Source organism: Rhizobium sp. BK650, assembly GCF_014195325.1.
Lineage (GTDB): Bacteria > Pseudomonadota > Alphaproteobacteria > Rhizobiales > Rhizobiaceae > Rhizobium.
Window position 1 is genome coordinate 134,113 of the sequence record NZ_JACIBK010000005.1, and the last position, 18,568, is coordinate 152,680.

General features: G+C 60.6%; 14 protein-coding genes. 7 read left to right on the forward strand and 7 right to left on the reverse strand.

Annotation, left to right across the window (positions count from 1 at the left end; translation table 11 throughout):
- Window positions 1-73: 73 nt before the first annotated feature.
- The 3 genes from FHX15_RS14500 to FHX15_RS14510 all read left to right on the forward strand — a co-directional run bounded on the left by FHX15_RS14500 (window position 74) and on the right by FHX15_RS14510 (window position 3,805).
- A complete protein-coding gene (locus tag FHX15_RS14500; protein ID WP_184398156.1) occupies window positions 74-1,219 on the forward strand; it encodes a Xaa-Pro peptidase family protein in 1,146 nt (381 codons plus the stop codon).
- 276 nt (window positions 1,220-1,495) lie between these two features.
- Window positions 1,496-2,680: an alpha-D-ribose 1-methylphosphonate 5-triphosphate diphosphatase gene (locus FHX15_RS14505; protein WP_184398158.1), complete on the forward strand. Its 1,185-nt coding sequence runs from the start codon at window positions 1,496-1,498 to the stop codon at window positions 2,678-2,680.
- A 165-nt stretch (window positions 2,681-2,845) separates the two neighbouring features.
- Complete coding sequence (locus tag FHX15_RS14510; protein ID WP_184398160.1) at window positions 2,846-3,805, forward strand: S1C family serine protease; 960 nt, start codon at window positions 2,846-2,848, stop codon at window positions 3,803-3,805.
- 77 nt (window positions 3,806-3,882) lie between these two features.
- Here FHX15_RS14510 and FHX15_RS14515 read toward each other — a convergent pair whose 3' ends face one another.
- Window positions 3,883-4,776 carry a haloalkane dehalogenase gene (locus FHX15_RS14515; protein WP_184398161.1) on the reverse strand — a complete coding sequence of 298 codons (894 nt, stop codon included), beginning with the start codon at window positions 4,774-4,776 and terminating at the stop codon, window positions 3,883-3,885.
- Window positions 4,766-5,365, reverse strand: a complete 600-nt coding sequence (locus FHX15_RS14520) for a TetR/AcrR family transcriptional regulator (protein WP_184398163.1) — start codon at window positions 5,363-5,365, stop codon at window positions 4,766-4,768. Before FHX15_RS14520 ends, FHX15_RS14515 begins: the two co-directional genes overlap by 11 nt.
- Window positions 5,366-6,315: 950 nt before the next feature.
- On the opposite strand from FHX15_RS14520, the gene FHX15_RS14525 reads away from it, so the two are divergent.
- Together FHX15_RS14525 and FHX15_RS14530 are read left to right on the forward strand one after the other, a co-directional pair.
- A complete protein-coding gene (locus FHX15_RS14525; RefSeq protein WP_246778960.1) occupies window positions 6,316-7,713 on the forward strand; it encodes a hypothetical protein in 1,398 nt (465 codons plus the stop codon).
- A gap of 17 nt (window positions 7,714-7,730) precedes the next feature.
- Window positions 7,731-7,934, forward strand: a complete 204-nt coding sequence (locus tag FHX15_RS14530; RefSeq protein ID WP_184398167.1) for a hypothetical protein — start codon at window positions 7,731-7,733, stop codon at window positions 7,932-7,934.
- Window positions 7,935-8,124: 190 nt separating this feature from the next.
- Here FHX15_RS14530 and FHX15_RS14535 read toward each other — a convergent pair whose 3' ends face one another.
- The gene (locus FHX15_RS14535) at window positions 8,125-11,289 is read right to left on the reverse strand and encodes an AAA family ATPase (protein WP_184398169.1); all 3,165 of its coding nucleotides are present in this window, start codon (window positions 11,287-11,289) and stop codon (window positions 8,125-8,127) included.
- 226 nt (window positions 11,290-11,515) lie between these two features.
- Between FHX15_RS14535 and FHX15_RS14540 the strand changes: the two genes are divergently transcribed.
- Both FHX15_RS14540 and FHX15_RS14545 read left to right on the forward strand, forming a co-directional pair.
- A complete protein-coding gene (locus tag FHX15_RS14540; protein WP_184398171.1) occupies window positions 11,516-12,106 on the forward strand; it encodes a nuclear transport factor 2 family protein in 591 nt (196 codons plus the stop codon).
- Window positions 12,107-12,302: 196 nt separating this feature from the next.
- Window positions 12,303-14,033, forward strand: coding sequence for a hypothetical protein (locus FHX15_RS14545; protein WP_312861828.1), 1,731 nt, complete (start codon window positions 12,303-12,305; stop codon window positions 14,031-14,033).
- Between the two features lie 727 nt (window positions 14,034-14,760).
- On the opposite strand, the gene FHX15_RS14550 is transcribed toward FHX15_RS14545, so the two are convergent.
- The 4 genes from FHX15_RS14550 to FHX15_RS14565 form a co-directional block, all read right to left on the reverse strand.
- Window positions 14,761-15,177: an organic hydroperoxide resistance protein gene (locus tag FHX15_RS14550; protein ID WP_184398172.1), complete on the reverse strand. Its 417-nt coding sequence runs from the start codon at window positions 15,175-15,177 to the stop codon at window positions 14,761-14,763.
- A 161-nt stretch (window positions 15,178-15,338) separates the two neighbouring features.
- Complete coding sequence (locus tag FHX15_RS14555; RefSeq protein WP_184398174.1) at window positions 15,339-16,664, reverse strand: HAMP domain-containing sensor histidine kinase; 1,326 nt, start codon at window positions 16,662-16,664, stop codon at window positions 15,339-15,341.
- On the reverse strand, window positions 16,661-17,401 hold the full coding sequence (locus FHX15_RS14560; RefSeq protein WP_184398176.1) for a response regulator: 741 nt from the start codon (window positions 17,399-17,401) through the stop codon (window positions 16,661-16,663). Before FHX15_RS14560 ends, FHX15_RS14555 begins: the two co-directional genes overlap by 4 nt.
- A 114-nt stretch (window positions 17,402-17,515) precedes the next feature.
- On the reverse strand, window positions 17,516-18,556 hold the full coding sequence (locus tag FHX15_RS14565; RefSeq protein WP_184398178.1) for an alpha/beta fold hydrolase: 1,041 nt from the start codon (window positions 18,554-18,556) through the stop codon (window positions 17,516-17,518).
- Window positions 18,557-18,568: the final 12 nt, after the last annotated feature.

An 18,568-nucleotide genomic window follows, 5' to 3' on the forward strand; every position in this document is an offset into this window, starting at 1 on the left:
CGACACAGTGCCTACAATTGCCCCATGGTGAAATCAAGGATTCAATCTCGACAAAGAACTACGGATATAGAGCGTGTCTCTCCAAGCCTGGTCCCATCCCGTCGCAGCCATCACAGATGAAGAACGACTTGGCCGCCTGTCGCGCCTGCGCGAACGTATGCAGTCGCAAGGCATCGCGGCTGTCCTGCTCGGCCCGACCGAGAGCTTACGCTATTTCACGGGCCTCGTCTGGCATCTGAGCGAACGTCTGCTCGGGGCGATCGTGACTGACGATCGGCTGACCTATATCGTACCCGGTTTCGAACGCAGTCGAGTCGAGACCCTGCCGCGGCTGCCGGGTGAGATTGCCATCTGGGAAGAAGAGGAAAGCCCGACAGCACTGGTCTCGCGACTGATCGGGCCGACAGGCAAACTTGCCATCGACGACGCACTGCCGCTTGCCTTCTACCATGCCTTTGCCGCGCAAGTGGATGCGGCACGCCTCGTCGACGCTGGACCTGTCATTCGAGCGTTGCGCGCCATCAAATCGCCAGCGGAAGTCGCGCTGATCCAATATGCGATGGGTATCACGCTGGATATTCACCGCAAGGTTCGCGCCACGCTGACATCAGGCACGGCCGCTTCGGATGTGGTTCGCTTCATCGACGAGCAGCATCGGGCGGCCGGCGCCGATGGCGGCTCGACCTTCTGCATCGTGTCCTTCGGTGGCGCGACCGCTCTGCCGCATGGCGCCGATGGCGAGCAGATCCTGCAGGCAGGCGATGTCATCCTCGTCGATACGGGCTGCCGTCTCGATGGCTACCATTCCGACCTGACGCGTACCTACATGCTGGACGGGGGCAACGCCGAATTTGAACGGGCATGGACGATCGAGCGCGAGGGTCAGCAGGCCGTTTTCGATGCGGCAAGACTCGGTGCGCCCTGCGAAAGCCTTGATGCTGCAGCCCGAAACAGTTTTGCACGGCACGGCCTCGGCCCGGACTACCGCCTGCCCGGCCTACCACATCGCGCCGGCCACGGTCTCGGCCTCGAAATCCACGAGGCGCCCTATATCGTGCGCGGCAACACCACTCCCCTGGCACCGGGCATGTGCTTCTCGAACGAACCGATGATCGTTTTCCCCGGCACATTCGGCGTTCGCCTTGAAGATCATATCTACATGGCCGAAGACGGCCCGCGCTGGTTTACGACGCCGGCTGCGAACCCGTGCGCAGTCTAAGTCCCATTCCGCACACAGGCGAAAAGCCTATCCATACCGGCCGGATCGCCCTGATTTGCAGCCATCAGGTCGAGCCGCTCGTTTTTGATAAGGCCTCTGCCGATTGAAAATCTTGCTGACACATTTTGTCATCGCTGCAGCGTAACAGGCTAACTTGCGGACGAATTGTCGCGGATGGAGGCTAAGAGCTTCCGACACTGCGGGGCGGCCACATGCGCGGGCAGAAGATAAGGCCGTCGCATCGGCAGACCAGACGGATCTACGATGGAGCAGAGAATGTGGCTGAGTGATTTCGAGGTCGTGCTGCGCGATAGGGTCATCCCTCGCGGCGCAGTTAGGATCGAAGACAGCATAATCGCAGAAATCAGCGAACAGCCGGTGGCCTACGCCGACATCAACGGCGACGGTAGGCTGCTGCTGCCCGGTTTTATCGACATTCATGGAGACATGATCGAGCGCGAGATCGAACCGAGGCTGAATGTGCGCTTTCCCTTCGAACTCGGCCTCTTCGAACTCGACAAGAAACTCGCCGGCAATGGCATCACCACCGCCTTTGCGGCGCTTTCCTTCCACGGTAACACCGGCTACGGCAACGTCCGCTCGGAAGAGCATTCGCGTTCGATTATCGAGACCCTGATTCATCTCCGCAAAAATGATCTTCTTGTCGACCACAGGATCCATGCGCGCTTCGAAATCACCTTCACCCATGCCCGCGCGGTGATCGAAGATCTTCTGCGGGCCGGCGCCCTCGACCTCGTGTCGCTGATGGACCACACGCCAGGACAGGGCCAGTATCGCGATGTCGAGCGCCACATCGAGACGATTGCCCGCAACAACAAAATCACGCTTGAACAGGCCGCCCGTCGCGTTCGAGAGCGCATCGAATATCGGGCCAAAAACAACGATGCGGTCGACAATCTGGAGGCAATTGCCGCCACCGCGCGCAATCATGGCGTCATCATCGCCTCCCACGATGATGACAGCATCGAGAAAGTCGCGATCGTCGAGGGACTGGGTGCCCGCATCAGCGAATTTCCAGTGACGATGGCGGCGGCGCAGGAAGCTCGCAAGCTCGGACTGGCAACGGCAATGGGGGCGCCGAACGCGCTTCGCGGCCTGTCCTATTCGGGAAATCTTTCTGCCCGACAGGCCTATGAGTTCGGTGTCCTCGACATTCTCGCGAGCGACTACCACCCCGCCGCCATGCTGCCGGCCGCAATCGCGCTTGCAGAAGCCGGATCGGGCGGGCTGCCGGCATCTGTGGCGCTCGTCAGCGCCAACCCAGCGACGGCGCTCGGGCTTACAGATCGTGGCGCGATCGACGTTGGCCTGCGTGCCGATCTTGTCATCGCGGAACGCGGTCGTCTGCCACGACTGAGGGCAACCTTCTGCCGCGGAAAACTGGTCTACTCGGATGGAACGGTTCCGGGATTGTTGGCACCATACGCGATCTCATGCTGAAAGCCCTCATCGCATTCGCGCAGCATTGCGTCGCGTCTCTTGAAAGATAAGCCCGCAAGCCTCACCTGATATCTCCATTGTTCACCTGTCGAACTGACAGCCCTTTGCCATCAGCAGTCGCTGCCGTTCCTCAACGTCGACGCTTCACGCGTCGGAGGAGATTTCATGGGATTCATTGATCGTAACATTCAGCCGTCGTCGGAGACCGAGCTGCTGGATGCCTATTCCGAAACGGTGTCTGGCGCCGTCGATATGGTCGGCCCGGCGGTCAGCCGCATCGAACGCATCGGCGGACGGACGGGGCACGGCTCCGGCTTTGCCATCTCGCCCGATGGCCTCGTCGTTACCAACAATCATGTCGTCGGCGAGGCAAGAGCCGTCACCATCAAAACGCCAGATGGAGCTGTCGTCGAAGGCCGGGTGCTTGGCCGCGATGAAGACACCGACCTTGCCCTGATCCGGGCCAATGACTGGTCCGGCGCCTGGGCTCAGCTTGCCGACTCCAAGAAGTTGAAGCGCGGGCATATCGCTGTTGCGATCGGCAACCCGCTGGGCTTCGAATGGACTGTCACGGCCGGCGTGGTTTCCGCACTCGGACGCTCGATGCGCGCTGCCAGCGGACGGCTGATGGAAGACATCATCCAGACGGATGCAGCACTTAATCCCGGCAATTCGGGCGGTCCGCTCGTCTCTTCGACCGGCGAGGTCATCGGCGTCAATACCGCCGTCATCCAGGGTGCTCAGAGCATTGCCTTTGCGGTCGCCTCAAATACCGCCAAACATGTCGTCTCGGAAATCCTGCGTTTTGGCGAAGTCCGCCGCGGATATATCGGCATTGCCGCCGATACGGTCGACCTGCATCGACGCATTGCCCTCGAGGCCGGCGTTCCGCAGCGGACGACGGTGCGCCTGCGCCGCGTCGAAGACGCCGGTCCTGCCGCGAAAGCCGGTCTTCGCGAGGGCGATTATCTGCTCGCTATCGGCGGTCAACCGGTGTCGGGAATTGACGATGTCGTCCGGCTCCTGGACGGGTCTACGATCGATGTCGACGTCGACGTGCTGATCTTCTCTGTCGCGGGCCGGATCGAACAACGCACCGTTCGCCCCGCGAAAAGACTACATTAGCATCAGCCGTCGCCAGATAGAGAAGAGAACGAAGTGGTGCTTGCCTTCGTTCTTCGGTCGCGGCAATTACCAACTGCCTATACGACGACACTCCCCGCCTCGATCTCGGCGATGAACTCGGCAACGGTCTCGCCGATGATTTCGGGGTGGTCCTCCTGCAGATAGTGCAGGCCGGTTCCCAGCTTGATCAGCCGGCAATTGTGAAGACGCTTTGCAAAGTCCTCGGCAACGGCCGGCGGGACAAGAGCGCCGGGATCCCCGGCAAAGAGAAGCTTCGGATAATTCGAGAGCGATAAAGCCTCATGCGCCTTTTGGATAGTTGCATAGACATCTGCAGGCTCGCCTGCAATCGGAAGCTCATTTGGGAAGCGCCAGGTCGGCCTGCGTGACGCCGGGGTCGCGAACGGCGCGCGATAGACGGCCATTTCCCCGTCGCTAAGCTTTCGATGCACCGCTCCCGGCAGCACGCTTTCGACGAAGACATTGCCTTCGAGGATGAGTCGCTCGCCTTCTCCCGGAGTGCGGAATTTGCGGAAGATTTCGCGATCGGCACTGTTCTGCAGGAATTCCTCCCAGGTCGGTATCGGCCTGATGAACTCCATGAATGCGAGCCCCCGAACGAAATCGGGGCGGCGGGCGGCAAGATGGAGGGCAAGTCCGCTCCCCCAATCCTGGGCAACGAGATAGGCGGACTTGATCCCCATCTTTTCGATGAAAGCATCGAGATAACGCACATGGTCTTCGAAGCGGTAGGCGATGTCGGGCTTGCCGGATTGCCCGAAACCGACCAGATCGGGAGCAACGCAATGGGCCACATCCGCAACAAGCGGAATGATGTTGCGCCAGATATAGGACGAGGTGGGATTGCCATGCAGAAAGAGGGCGACGGGGCCATCCGCTCTGCCTGCCTCTCGATAGGCCATTTCAGAATCGAGCACCGGTACGCGCGGCAGACTGACATCATGCATCATGAGTGTGATCCTTGAACACGGTGGCAAAAACGATCTTCTTGAACCGCTCCAGAGGCTGGGCGTCCCGCGACACTTTCATGCGCAGGATCGCGCCTTCCCATGAAGCAAGGAGGAATTCGGCCAGGTCTTGTGGAGCGATCGCATCGTCGATCTCTCCGGAAGCCTGTCCTTCGGCAATACAAGCCGTAAATGGCGCACTCCATTCGCCAAAAATTTCTGAGAGCCGCGTGCGCAGCAGCTCGCTTTGCGGCGCTGCCTCGAGGCTAAGATCGCCGATGAGGCAGCCGCGGCTGAAGCCATCGGCCGCAAGACGGCCAATGATGATATCGAGGTATTTTTCGATGCGCTGGCGGGGCGTCAGCCCCCTATCGCCCAATGCCTTCTCGATGGCGCACTGAAGATCCTGAAAGTAGAGATCCAGCACCTGTCGCGCGAACTCTTCTTTCGAGCGGAAGTGGTTTGTGAAGGAGCCCTGCGGTACGCCCGCTTCGGCGACGATGTCGCGGACACCCGCGCCAATATAGCCCTTGCGGAACATGACCTTTCGGCCGGCTTCGAGAATTGTGTTTCGGTGCGAGTGTTTTGCCATATCGATGGAATACGTACGACCGTATTATTGTCAATACAGGAATGAGAGTGAAACCCCGGTTTTCGATTCCGCTACGGGTGCGGTCGAATGCGCGATGGCGATCCAGAGCGAACTGGCGCGCCGCGAGCCGGAAAAGGCCCCCGCCGCTTCGGCTCCAGCTGCAGAAAATAGGCCGAGCAGAATTTTTGGCTCGACAGGGATCATCGCCGAAGCCGTAGGCGCCGCTTTAATGAATATCGCGCGAGTGCGCGAACCAGGAAACCTCGCGGCAACCTCTTTCGCTTTCACCCATTCACCACCCGCCTTATCGAGGAGCCGTCCGCCAACGTCAGAAATGCTACGCTGCGAAAATAGGTGAGAACGTCATTGTGAAATACAGGCCATCGGTGCTGGATGCCCCGACCCTATTGCGCGATCATCAACAATTGGTTCTATGTTGAATTCACGTGGTAAAGTTTGAGACCACGCCCGCCGCAAAAATAGCGTCCGGCTGGAGGATCCGTATAAGGCGCACTTGCTAAAAAGTAGTCCGTTATTTCACAAGCTCAATAAAAGTATCTAGTAGAGCCATATGTATGGGCGACGACGGTCTTAGCAGATAAAACTAATCTTTTCGTTTGAACGCAGGCTAGACATTCCAATGCCTGCTATCGGTCAAATACGGATTTCAATTTTATCTGGCAACACAGCGGATGCGCTGAACGAGCGTTGTATTTCTTTCGGAATTACTCGTTGAAATTGTTGAGGCGTATGGTATTATTGCTATTCTTATATTGGGCAGTAAAACCTGCGGTTTTTATTCTGAATAAGGTGCGAGAATGTAACTTTTGGAGAGGATATCCGCCATGGTTCAAGCCCTCGTAAAATCCAGGAAAGCTCCGACGAAGCCGGCAAGTACCGCCGGAAAGACCAAGACCTCCGAAAAAAATAAGCCGTTTCCTCAGGCGTCCTTGACGGTCAACTCGTGGGAGGACGATCCAGAATCGGGTGTCCCGCTCACTGCCCCGGCCCCGGATCTCGCCAAGACACCACTCGCCTTTACTTTCCCGAACCCAGCCCCAAAGCCGGACACCTACCCGCCCGGTACGTCGCAGTTCCGCTACTGGACTGCAGCCGTCGCTCTTCGGCGCGGTGCCGATTACTGGGCAAGGCGCGTGCCGCTCAAGAGGTGGCAGGCCGGATCGAGCCTCAAGGTAATTCTCGATCTCGGTGAGGACCTCAATGCCTACTACAACCGCACCGCGCTAGTCTTCTTCCACGGGCCCTCCCCGACAGGCACGATTTATTCCGGGGAAAGTCCCGACGTCGCATGCCACGAGTTGGGACACGCTGTGCTTGACGCCTTTAAGCCCGAGTTGTGGGGCGCTGCAAGCCAGGAAGTCGCGGCATTCCACGAGTCGTTTGGCGACATCAGCGCCATTATGTCGGCGATCCAGCTTCCTTCGCTTCGGAACGCGATCCTCACCGCGACGGGCGGCAGGTTCTACCAGAACTCGCGGCTCTCGCGTCTGGCTGAGCAGCTTGGAAACGCCATCCGGGCAAGCGAGCCCGGCTCGGTCGACCCGGACTGCCTGCGTAACGCCGTAAACTCGTTCACCTATCAGGATCCGGCGACGCTGCCTAGCCGCGCGCCCGCTGTCCAGCTCTCGTCGGAGCCGCATTCGTTTTCGCGGCTCTTCACCGGCGCCTTTTTCGAAATCCTCGGAGCCTCTCTCGCCGCCAAGGCGGCCAAACCCAAGCAGCCGAACGAGCAGGAACTCCTTTCCGTAGCCAACGATCTGGCGGGGTTCTTGGTGGAAGCCGTGAAGAGTTCATCGGTCGTCGCGAACTGGTATGCGCAGGTGGCAGCTGCCATGGTCGTCGCAGCAGGCTCGGACGCGATCTATACATCGTGCATCAAGGGTGTTTTCGTTAGGCGCGGGATCCTATCACTTCACTCTGCCGCTTCCCTGCCGGACGTTGCGCAGGTCGCGGCGCTCGCCGCGGTGCAGAAGGCGACGCCGGCGTTGGAGAGCCTGCCAACAATAGGGCTCTCCGCGCCTCACTACGGCCTTGACGGCATGCTGTTCGTCGAGGCAGCGGTGCAGCCGCGTCAATATCTCGTCACATCCGCCGCCACCGACGCGACCCCCGCCACCGCTCCGAGCGGATCGGCGGCGGCCATGGCGTTCGTCGACGACCTCTTCACACGAGGTCGTATCGACTACGGCGAAGTGGTTCCCGAGAAATATCGCCTCGGCGACGGCGGGCGTCTCAAGACGCACGCGCTGGTCAAGGTCGACGGCGGTGCGCGTCTTCAGCGGCGGCTATTCGACTGCGGCCTCTGCGCCTACGGGCTTGGCCATTGAAACAGGAGGTCAGCGGCTTGGCGAAAAAGCAGCCCGACCCGCAAGCCATCGTCCCGACGGACGAAAGCTCGAAGGCCTTCGTCCGCGCACTCGTTGAGCGAGGCCAGGCGGTCGTCCTTCCCCCCGACGGGAAGCTTCCGCCGGGGGCGACGCATGTTATCATCGGCACGACCCCGGAGGGACTACCGATCGTTAAACGGGTGCGCTTCAGTGCCTCCTAGCCGTGCTTCTGGTCGCAACTCCTCGGATCCTCAGGCTCACGGGCGACTAAACCGGAAGGGCTGTTGGGTGTCCCCGACAGCGCGCCGCCCAGGACTTCCCCGCAACTCCACATTTCTGGAACGGCATGGGGTGGACGCAATGTCGGTCACCGCGGGTGCGACCACCTACGTAGCAAGACTGTGTTTCTCGTTATCCAGGAAGCCGACCAGATGAGAGCGAGTGAAGCGACTGCTTCGCTCTCGCCTCCCATCCCTTCGCTCCTTGGTCGGCTGCGAATTCCATGGCTTTCAGCAAAGTTTTCTCGGCGTCGGCGGCGTGACCGGTCGCCTTCAGCAGCTCTCCATTCAGGCGCAGCAGTTCGGCCTTGTAATATTGCTCACCCGTCCGTTCGGAGAGCTTCAGCGCTTGATCGATAGCCGAAGCCGCTTCCGAAATGCGCCCCACCCGCAGGTAGCTGTCCCCGAGGACACCTAAAAAACAAGTCTTGTCGACCTCCTGTTCGCCCATGTTGTCGCAGATGTGCTGCATCTGTGCGAGGCCGGACGGGTCGTGGCCGGTGGCCGCCTTGATCCATCCCGAAAAGAAAGTCGCCATATTGAGCCAAAGCTGGAAGCCGTTGCGAGTCGCGAGCGGTACGAGTTCGTCGACGAGGCGCTGGAGGGCCGGCGCGTCCTGCCGCAGCGACATCAGGATGCAGCCGTTGCCGAGGCACGCAGCAATCCGGTAATCGGTCTGGCGGCGCGAATCCGCTTCGGCGGTCTCGAAGAAGCGCATAGCTTCCTCGTCCTCGCCGAGCATGTGCAGCGTCCACGACAGATAGATCATCGCCATGCTCGGGAAGTCGCTGCCAATCCTGTTCGCTTGCTCCCGGTGCTCGAGGGCTTCCTCCAGCGCCCTTCGCGCCTCGGCGAACCTTCCCCGGTCAAATGCGCACATGCCCCGAAACTGCAGCCCCAGCACCAGCGCCTTGATATCGTCGTCGCGGCGGCCGATCTCCAGGAGCTGATCGCTGGCCCACTCTGCGTCCTCTATACGGCCTGAGTTGAAGGCCGTCCCATAGAGACCGTCGAGCGCTTGGAGGACGCCGTCCCGGTCGCCGGCCGTTTGGCTGAGACGCATGACGTTCCGATATGCGTCGCTGCCGTCCTTGGTCATGTATCCGTATGCAGCGTAGAGCACATCGCCCCTCTCGAGTTCGAGCGTCAGTTCCTTGCTGTCTCGCAGCCTCGAAGGCGGCATCCGGCGGATACATTCTACGCCTTTCGCAAACATGTTTGCGGCTTCCACCTTAGCCCACGTCGCCCCAAGCTTCCTGCCGGCGGTCAACCAGTAGTCGGCGGCGCGCTCGAAGAGCGTCGCCTCGTCGTAGTGCTGCGCGAGGACTTCGGGATGTTCGAGGACCGTTCTCGGCTCGACCACCTCGATGGCCTTGGCGACGAGGGCATGGAGCTCCCGCCGCCTATCCCTCAGCAGCGCCCCGCGGGCCGCCTCCTGCAGCAGGCTGTGCGCGAAGGAGTAGCGGGGCCAGTCGCTGAAAGGTTGCGGTGCGACAAGGCCGACGTCGACCAAACGTTCTACCTGTGGTCGGAGCGTCTCAGTCGGGAGACCGACGACGTGGGCGAGCGTCTTCAGGTCGAATTCGCGACCGATCACCGCCGCCGTCTGTGCTACCGTCTTTGCAGCGCCGAGCTTGTCCAGGCGAGACATGAGCGCCGACCGAAGCGAGATGGGAACATCGACATGGCTTTCGGTCGTCGCCTTGGACTTGCCTGACGTGTTTTGGTCGACCATGAGGGCGGAGCGGACGAGCTCCTCCAAGAAAAGCGGCACACCTTCGGCCTTGATGAGGAGCATGGAGACGACGCTATTAGACAGGTGACCCGCCTCGACAACATTCTGCACGAGCTCGCCCGCCTCCTCTCGGGAGAACCGTTTGAGGGCGAAGTGCGTGGAGAGGGCAGCATCGGACAAGGATCGAGTCCGGCTATCGCGCGAGGTCACGAGAAGGAGCACTGGAAACTCTGCAATGTCATCCAGGAGCATCTGGAGGAGCTTGCTGGACGACGGGTCGATCCATTGCTCGTCCTCGACAAACAGCATCAAAGGTCCTGCGCTCGTTATTTCCCGCAGCCAATCCGAGAACACCCGCCTTATCGCGGTCTCCTGCTGTATCGACGCGAGTGCTGACGGCTCGCAGTCCTGGTCGATCGCGAGCAGCCGTGCGAAAATCGGATAGGAGTCCGACGTCGGCACTGTGCTGACCGACAGAACCGACCGCAGTCGCTCTGAGGCCGATAGCGACGGCTCATCCGCCGAAATGCCGGCTTCCTGCTTGAGCAGTCTCAGGAACGGGTAGAGGGCGCTGTCGGCGAAGGCGGGAGAGCATTGCGCGACGAGCGCCTTCGCGTCCGGAAAGTTGCGCCTGACTTCGAAGAGTAGCCGGGACTTGCCGATGCCGGGCTCGCCGCTGATCAGCGCGGCGCGCCCACTGCTTTCCGCTTTCACCGCGTCCCAGAGGGCCCCGATCGCGTGCAGCTCGCTTCGCCTGCCCACGAGCGGCGTAGTTCGGAGCTCGCCCGTAAAACGGTACGCCCTGGCTATCGGCCTGAGGGGACGGCGGACGTGAACGGGATCGGCAAATCCTTTCGCGATCCTGCCGCCAAGATCGAGATATTCGAACGCCCCCGACGTCGCCAGGTAGGTATTGTCGTCGACGAGGATGCAATTTTGGTCGGCCATCGCCTGGAGCCGGTGCGCGAGATTTGGGACATGGCCGAAGGCGACCGTAGAAACGCCGGCCGGAGCGCCCTCGATGTCGCCGACGACAACGAGGCCGCTCGCAATGCCGATCCGCACCCCCAGCCGTGACCCGTCGAGCGTCTCGATCTGCGGCACCGCTGCAACAATGTCGAATGCAAGGTTGACTGCGCGCTCGGCATCGTTCTCCTCCGCTCCCGGATAGCCGAACAGGACCTGTAGCGCGTCGCCGACGTAGTTTGCCACGAAGCCATCATGCGAGCGCGCAAGCGCGCTGCATCTCGAGAGAAAAGTTTGCGTGAGTTGGCTGTAGTCTTCTGGATCCAGGCTTAATGCGTATTCGGTCGAACCGATCATGTCGCCTATGAGAATTGTGAGCTGCCTGCGCTCCACCGGTTTCCGATAGCTGGAGGCGGGCAGCGCCAACGCCGCTATCGCGGCGAGCAGCTTTCGTCTCGGCCCCACGGGGATGCCCAGTTCGCGCAGGTCCTGATCGGATAGCAGCGCGAGCGTCTCAAAGTCGATTTGCGCATCGGCGAATATATCCGCGAGATGTTGAAGTCCGATCTCAGCCAACCATCTCGTGACGTCGCTCATTGCCGCGTTACCCAGTTGTATCGAGCCAGACCTCAACTTGCGCATTTCTTAGGTTTAAGCTAATATACCACCCGAGGTCATTCAATAAACTCGATTTTAATCTTCGCGTGTTCGCATGGTGCGAGTCACGAGCATTGCAGCGCTGCGAGAACGTCTGGTGCGGTCCGTCGGTAATGCGTGCGTAGGGCGGGTCCGATCCTCGGTGGGCAGCACGGAGGGGATCAAGATGAAAATGTGCAAGCTTCTCGGCGTCGCGGCGCTTTTCGCCGCGTTGGCAGCCTCATCTGCATTCGCCGCCGGCGAATGTCCGGGCGTCGGCGAGCTGACATGGAAGAAATTCAGAGATGGGACTTACGCGAAGCCCACTCCTGAAGAGCGGGGCGAAGTGCAGGATCTGATCGCCGAGTACGCGTGGGTGATGGACAACCGCGATTTCGTGACGCTTCCAGATCTATTTCTGTCGGATGGCCGCTATCACTTCTGCGAGATGAAGAATAAGGACGCAATTAAGTCGTTGACACCGAAAGAACTCGCGGCTCAGTTCCAAGGGGACTTTCAAAATCTCCAGAATGCGGACGCGCGCGCGCGCCGCACTTTCGGCGGCATACTGATCGGGAAGGACAAGGCCACCGGCGACTTCGAGGTCGCGATCTCCACCGTCATCTTCCTTCAGGTTCTGGGGGTGACCACAGCGCACGTCGACTACATGGCTAACATTTACGCGACCGTCTCGAGAGACAAGGCTGATGACCTGTTGAAGTTCAAGGCGCTCAGGGTCGCCCCGGACCAGGCCGGGATCGTCGCTAGCGCGCGTTGACGGAAACCGGAGACCCGGTGAATAACCGGGAGAAGCTTTAGTGAGGCACGTTGTCCACCTCGCAATTTCATCAGGTGCCTTTGCATTGGCCGCCGGACTGTGGGCTACGACGCTGATGCCAGGCGACAGGGATCCGCCTGCGGGATATCGCGTTCAGCCAGTACTGACCTTCGACCGCTCGGCAGAAGCCGCTGAAGTGGCGCGCCCGACGTCGCTGTACGAGCTCCTTCTCCGTTGGAACGGTGAAGTGCTGTGGGCTCCGGCGACAGCGAGCACCGATCCAGTGACGAAGTTCGGTGACGAGGCGAGATCGGTGTTCGGCCCCATGCCGGACGGCGTCTGCACGGGACCCGCATCCAGGCAGCTCGGCCTAGAGGTCGAAGGCAATGTCGTTGAGCTTGAGCCAAACCCCTCCAAGACAGGTTCTCCGCTGGAGTTCGCCCACCGTGACATCAACGGTCGGCTTGTGAAATGGACAACCGAAATCAATCGATGCGACAAGCCGTCGCTTGCGGGAGGCGTTACCTTTTGCGCGATGAACTCGCGGATCGGACTCGTCAGGCGCAATCACGTGCAGTGGCTGTTCCTCTGCCGCAAGTCGACCGAAAGCCCGGAAATCAAATCGGATCCCTACTGGACGGCGACGGATCCGCGGTTCTCTCGCTACAGCGCCATCGGATTCAACGACCTGACGGGTGAGATCGCGTTTCTCGATGGCAGGAAGGACCGTTCCGTCTTCGACTGGACGGAGCGCTTCCCGCCCCCGGGTGGAAGCTCTTATAGTGACGACACGGGGCGGCGCGCGGCGGAGGATCTCTATGACGGCGGCTTCGCGGTCAATTGCGCGCTCTGCCATGACAATAAGAAGCCCGCCGTCGTTGATCCCCACATGCAGCAAGCGCGCGTGGGATATTTCGGGGGCAGGAACGATCAACGGGCAGCGTTCGGGCTCGGCAATTTCCTTCCTGGCCGCATAGCTAGGCCGGACGCGCCGTTCCGCGTGGTTGGATCAGGGTTCACGGACGCCCATGGCGGCACGCTGGCCGAGGCAAGGGCGTTTATGATTAAGGACCATTCATGCTCGGGCTGCCACAGCCTAACGACGTTGGAGTCTGGCCGACGCCTCGCCGCCGACGCCGTTGGCCGAAAGCCGTTCGTCCAGAACCCAACGGTTCCGCTAAACTCGGTCCTGTTCGCACAGAACGTCGCCCTTGGTCTTATAAACAACCACAAGACCGAATGGGCCTCAGCGTCGGGTGCAGGCAGGATCAGTCCGTGGATGACGCCAGATCACGGAGGCAACCTGTCAGAGAACTCCCGAAAGCTCGACGATGACGACTGGTCGCGTCTCAGCCGGTGTGCCTGGGGCGTTGGCGGAAGCGAGTGTGGATACAGGCCGCTTTTCACCGCCTGTCCGGCGCCGGGGAGCGGAGGCGACACCTTCGTGCCAAACGACTTTTCTGCGCAGGTGCTCTCCGACCCCACCGCCGACGAGACTCAAGCGAAGAAGCTGCGCGTATCTTGGAAGTACCTGAACGCTTACGGCGACGTCCCGGAGCGCGACGACGTCCGCTTCAACGTGGCCTTCAGGCAGACGAACATGCCGCCGGGCGGAGGCTCACCAAAGCCTCAGGAATATCCAACACCTGACGAGGCGAAGGGAACGGACTTCGTCGCGGCGGCAGGAGGCGTCGGCCACTCGGGATCGGCGACACTCCTGAAGGACGTTTCCTTCGCGGGGCATAAAAAATGGACGGATCCCGTGCCTTCCCACATGGCTCGGTCATATTCGGTTGATGTTCCGGCGGCATGCGGGAAGCGGTACCTTTTCAGGATCGTGCCCGAGCGCTTCTGCTTCGACAATTCGGGGATCCGGTTCGGCGAAGCCGAATACCTGCTCTACAGGGACATCGATTGCGGCAGATAGGCTGCAAGGATCCCATCACAATAAACTGAGATGAAGTCAGGTCTGTTTCAGGCAGCCGCAATCGTTGCGATGTTCCACCGCGCTACCGGCCGCGCCGGAGATGACTCCAGACGCCGCGGCGCAAGCGCCTCCCTCCCCCGCCCCCAGCTACAACTCGAACGCCGCAGGCCCACGCAGGTCTTTCGCATGGCCGGTACAAACTGCCATCGTAGCTAGTTCAGCAGCCGCGCTCGCAAGGCCGGCGGCGGCTCTCGTTAGGGAAGTGGCTATCACACATCAGTGCGCGAGCAGCGCGCAGGCGCTTGACCTTCCAAGCCCCCAGGCGAGATTCCGCAGAGAAAAACAAGCGGCGCAGAGGCGCGAAAACAAATCTATGTGCATTGTCTAAGTAAAAACGGCACTCACAATGAGCTTGAGAGAACGAACAAACGAACAGTGACAGCAAAGCCAAGGCACACCAGAAAAACCACATAGAAACAAAGGCACCCGTCCATCGGCGGGTGTCTTTGTTTGTTGTCTTCCACAGTATCAGGCCAAGATCTGTTACGGAGATCCGGGCACGGTCAAGGTCGCAGCAAGCAACCCTTGGAGAGCCGACGGCTCCGTAGAGAAGACGTCGTAAATGCAGGGCGCTGCAAAGACGGCCGCTCCCAAAATGCAGATGATGATCCTCTTCATCGAAACCTCCGTGAGCGCAGCCAGGCTGCGCCCAGCCGTATCCGGAATGTTAGACAAGGTTCAGTTCGACATTGATGTTGCCGCGGGTAGCCTTCGAATACGGGCAGGTCTGGTGGGCTTCCTCGACCAGCGCGCGGGCGACCTCCGGCTCCAGGCCAGGCAGGCTGATGTTGAGACGGGCCTGCAGGAAATATGCGTCGCCGGTCATGCCGAGGTCGACTTCGGCATCAACAGCCGTATCGGCGGGAAGCCTCAGCTTGCGCTTACCGGCAGCCAGGCCCATCGCACCGATGAAGCAGGCAGACCAGCCGGCTGCAAAGAGTTGTTCGGGATTGGTGCCGTCATGGGGGCTGCCCGGAGGCGAGAGCTTGACGTCGAGCTGCGCATCGCTGCTGCGTGCGGCGCCGTCGCGGCCGCCCGTCGTATGGGTCTTGCCGGTATAGAGAACCTTTTCAATCGTCGTCATGAGAGCACTCCTTGTTTTCCTATCGCTGTCTGCGACATCTGGTGACGGAGTGGTTTTTGACGGCTCGAGGTATCCCGGATGTTTCTAAAATCGGCCAAACCGTATCAAAGTGTAGCGGCGGTCCATCTGCACATTTTCGCATACAAATCAGCCGAGAAAATTCAGTTGGCGCGGATGGTGACCTCGGCTGCCAGCCCGCCGCCCTCGCGATTATAGAGCCGCACCGAACCACCGATTGCGGTGGCCAGCTGCTGAGCAATGGCAAGCCCGAGGCCGGTACCGCCGGTCTCGCGATTGCGCGACTGCTCCAGCCGGAAGAAGGGCTGCATGGCGGCTTCAAGCATGGCGTCCGGAATGCCTGGGCCACGGTCCATCACGGTGATGGCAATCGCCTCCTCACCTTTTCGCTCGACGCTAATTTCGGCGGCACCGGCAAATTTCAAGGCATTGTCGACGAAGTTCGTGAGAATGCGCCGAAGCGCATGCGGCTTTGTGGAGGCGACGCCTTGTACGAGGCCAACGACGCTGACGGCCTTGTCCATGTCCTGATAGTCATAGGCGATGCTGTCGATGAAGGACGAGAGGTCGATGCGCGAAAACTTCTCGCCATTGCCATGGGCGCTGCGGGCATAGGCAATCCCATCCTGCACCAGCCGCTCGATCTCGCCGAGATCGCGCACCAGCTTGTCCTTCTCTGGCGAATCGTCGGCCATGTCGGCGCGCAGTCGCATGCGGGTGATCGGCGTCTGCAGATCATGGGAGATTGCCGCTAAGATCTGCACGCGCTCCTCAAGATAATGTGCAATTCGTTCCCGCATGGCATTAAAGGCCCGCGCCGCATGCGCAACCTCGCTTGGCCCGCGCTCGCTGAGCGGCGGCCCTTTCGTGTTGGGATCGAGCGCATCGGCCGCGGCGGCAAGCGCACCGAGCGGGCGGATCGCCTGACGCACGGCAAACCAGGTGCAAAGCAGAAGCAGCACCATCTGGACCGCAAGCACATAGGGCAGCCATGCCGCCATGGGCATCGGGGGCCGCGGCGTGATATCGATCGTCAGCGGGCTTCCGTCGCTCAACGTCAGATGCGCCTGCAGCCGGCTGATATCGCCCGGAATGGATTCCATGCGGATCGGATAGCGGCCGCCGATCGCCTCTTCGATCCTGCCGCCGATTTCCTTGCCCTTGCTGGAATTGTCCGGCACGCCGGGAAGGCCCGGCCCGAGCACGAAACGATAATTGCCGCGGCTCAAGCGGTCGAGCAGGTCAGCTCGCTGATCTGCCGGCAACCGGTCGAGAACGGCGATCGAGGTTGCTACGTCGCTCTCCAACGTACCGAGCATGACGGCCTTAGCCGACATGGATCGCTCGACGAAGAGCACGGTGAACGACAAGCCATAGGCAATCGCCAGACCCGCCAGCAGAATAAGGAAAAGCCGAGCCCGCAGGGTGCTCGGCCAGAACCCGGATCGAAGAGCAGCACCCGCACTCATGACCGGGCCTCTTCAATCTCCACAGGAACGGAAAAGACGTAACCTTCGCTGCGCACCGTCTTGATATAGATCGGCTCGCGGGCATCATCTCCTAGTCGCTGGCGCACACGACTGACAAGAAGGTCGATCGAGCGGTCGAAAAGCTCCGCATCACGCCCCTGCGTCAGGTTCAGAAGTTGGTCGCGGTTGAGCACGCGTTGCGGATGGTCGATGAAAACGCGCAGCAGCCGGTATTCGGCGCCGCTGAGTGCAATCTCCGTTCCTTGCCTGTCGAGGAGGTGGCGGCCGACCGTATCGAGGCGCCAGTCGCCGAAGCGGAGCCACTGTCCGGCCTCCGATATCTGCAGGTTGGGCGGCAGGGCGCGGGTGCGCCGCAGGACGGCCTTGATGCGAGCCAGAAGTTCACGCGCGGCAAAAGGCTTCGGCAGATAGTCGTCCGCACCCATTTCGAGCCCGATGATGCGATCCATCTCGTCGCTGCGGGCGGTCAGCATCAGGATCGGCGTCGCTTTGTGCTTTCCGGCGCGCAGCTCGCGGGTCAGCACCAGCCCGTCATCGCCGGGCATCATGACATCGAGCACGATGAGGTCGACCGTATTGGCCTCGAGAAAGCTGCGCATCTGGCGGCCGTCTGCAGCGACGCTGGTACGAAGTCCGTTCTTCTTCAGATAGCTTGAAACCAGCTCTCGGATTTCACGATCGTCATCGACGATCAGGATATGGTCGACATGCTCCATCTCGGACTTTCTGATCCTCTATCGGTCGGCGCAAAAAAACTCGCCACTCTCTTTTTTGACTCCGAATCGGCTGCCGCGAAACAGGAATTCCGTTCGCGGCAGCCATGGCAGGTTTCAGAAGCGATCGACATCCAGGATGGCCTGGGCAAAGGCCTGCGGTGCTTCTTGCGGCAGGTTGTGGCCGATGCCGCCAGTGATGGTGCGATGCTCATACCTGCCGGTGAACTTCTTGGCATAGGCCGAAGGCTCCGGATGCGGTGCGCCATTGGCATCGCCTTCCATGGTGATGGTCGGCACGGTGATAACCGGAAAGGCGGCAAGCTTCTTTTCAAGCTCGTCATATTTTCGTTCGCCGTCCGCAAGGCCAAGCCGCCAGCGGTAATTGTGAATGGTGATGGCGACATGGTCGGGATTTTCAAAGGCCTTCGCAGTACGATCGAAGGTAGCGTCGTCGAAATTCCATTGCGGCGAAGCAAGCTTCCAGATCAGTTTTGCGAAGTCATGGCGGTTCGCCTCATAGCCCTCGCGGCCGCGCTCGGTGGCGAAATAAAATTGATACCACCAGGAAAGCTCAGCCTGTGGCGGCAGCGGCTTTTTGTTCGCCTCTTGACTGCCGATCAGATAGCCGCTGACGGAGACCAGGCCCTTGCAGCGTTCTGGCCAGACAGCCGCCAGAATGTCTGCGGTGCGGCCGCCCCAATCGTAGCCGCCGATGACGGCGCGCTTAATGTCAAGTGCATCCATGAAGGCGATGATGTCAGTGGCGATAGCGGCCTGCTGACCGTTGCGTAGCGTGTCGGAGGAGAGGAATTTAGTTGTACCATAGCCGCGCAAGTAGGGGATCAGCACCCGGTAGCCGGCATCAGCAAGCGCAGGCGCCACATCGACGAAGCTGTAGATATCGTAAGGCCAGCCATGGAGAAGCAGCACGACCGGACCATTTGCAGGACCGGCTTCAGCGTAGCCGACATCAAGCACGCCGGCCCTGATCTGCTTTAGGGCGGCAAAGGACGTGTGCGAACCGGCCCTGACCGCAGGCACAGCCTGTGTCGATTGGGCAGCTGCGGCGCTCGTCAGGCCGAATTCGACCGCCGCCATGGTCATAGCCGCTACACCAAAAAAGCGGCGACGCTGAAGATTGATTTCGCTGGACATTCGTTCTCTCCG

Coding starts and splice junctions, on each gene's coding strand:
- FHX15_RS14505 (WP_184398158.1), top strand. CDS start 1,496: ATGTGGCTGAGTGATTTCGAGGTCGTGCTGCGCGATAGGGTCATCCCT.
- FHX15_RS14510 (WP_184398160.1), top strand. CDS start 2,846: ATGGGATTCATTGATCGTAACATTCAGCCGTCGTCGGAGACCGAGCTG.
- FHX15_RS14515 (WP_184398161.1), bottom strand. CDS start 4,776: ATGATGCATGATGTCAGTCTGCCGCGCGTACCGGTGCTCGATTCTGAA.
- FHX15_RS14520 (WP_184398163.1), bottom strand. CDS start 5,365: ATGGCAAAACACTCGCACCGAAACACAATTCTCGAAGCCGGCCGAAAG.
- FHX15_RS14535 (WP_184398169.1), bottom strand. CDS start 11,289: ATGAGCGACGTCACGAGATGGTTGGCTGAGATCGGACTTCAACATCTC.
- FHX15_RS14540 (WP_184398171.1), top strand. CDS start 11,516: ATGAAAATGTGCAAGCTTCTCGGCGTCGCGGCGCTTTTCGCCGCGTTG.
- FHX15_RS14550 (WP_184398172.1), bottom strand. CDS start 15,177: ATGACGACGATTGAAAAGGTTCTCTATACCGGCAAGACCCATACGACG.
- FHX15_RS14555 (WP_184398174.1), bottom strand. CDS start 16,664: ATGAGTGCGGGTGCTGCTCTTCGATCCGGGTTCTGGCCGAGCACCCTG.
- FHX15_RS14560 (WP_184398176.1), bottom strand. CDS start 17,401: ATGGAGCATGTCGACCATATCCTGATCGTCGATGACGATCGTGAAATC.
- FHX15_RS14565 (WP_184398178.1), bottom strand. CDS start 18,556: ATGTCCAGCGAAATCAATCTTCAGCGTCGCCGCTTTTTTGGTGTAGCG.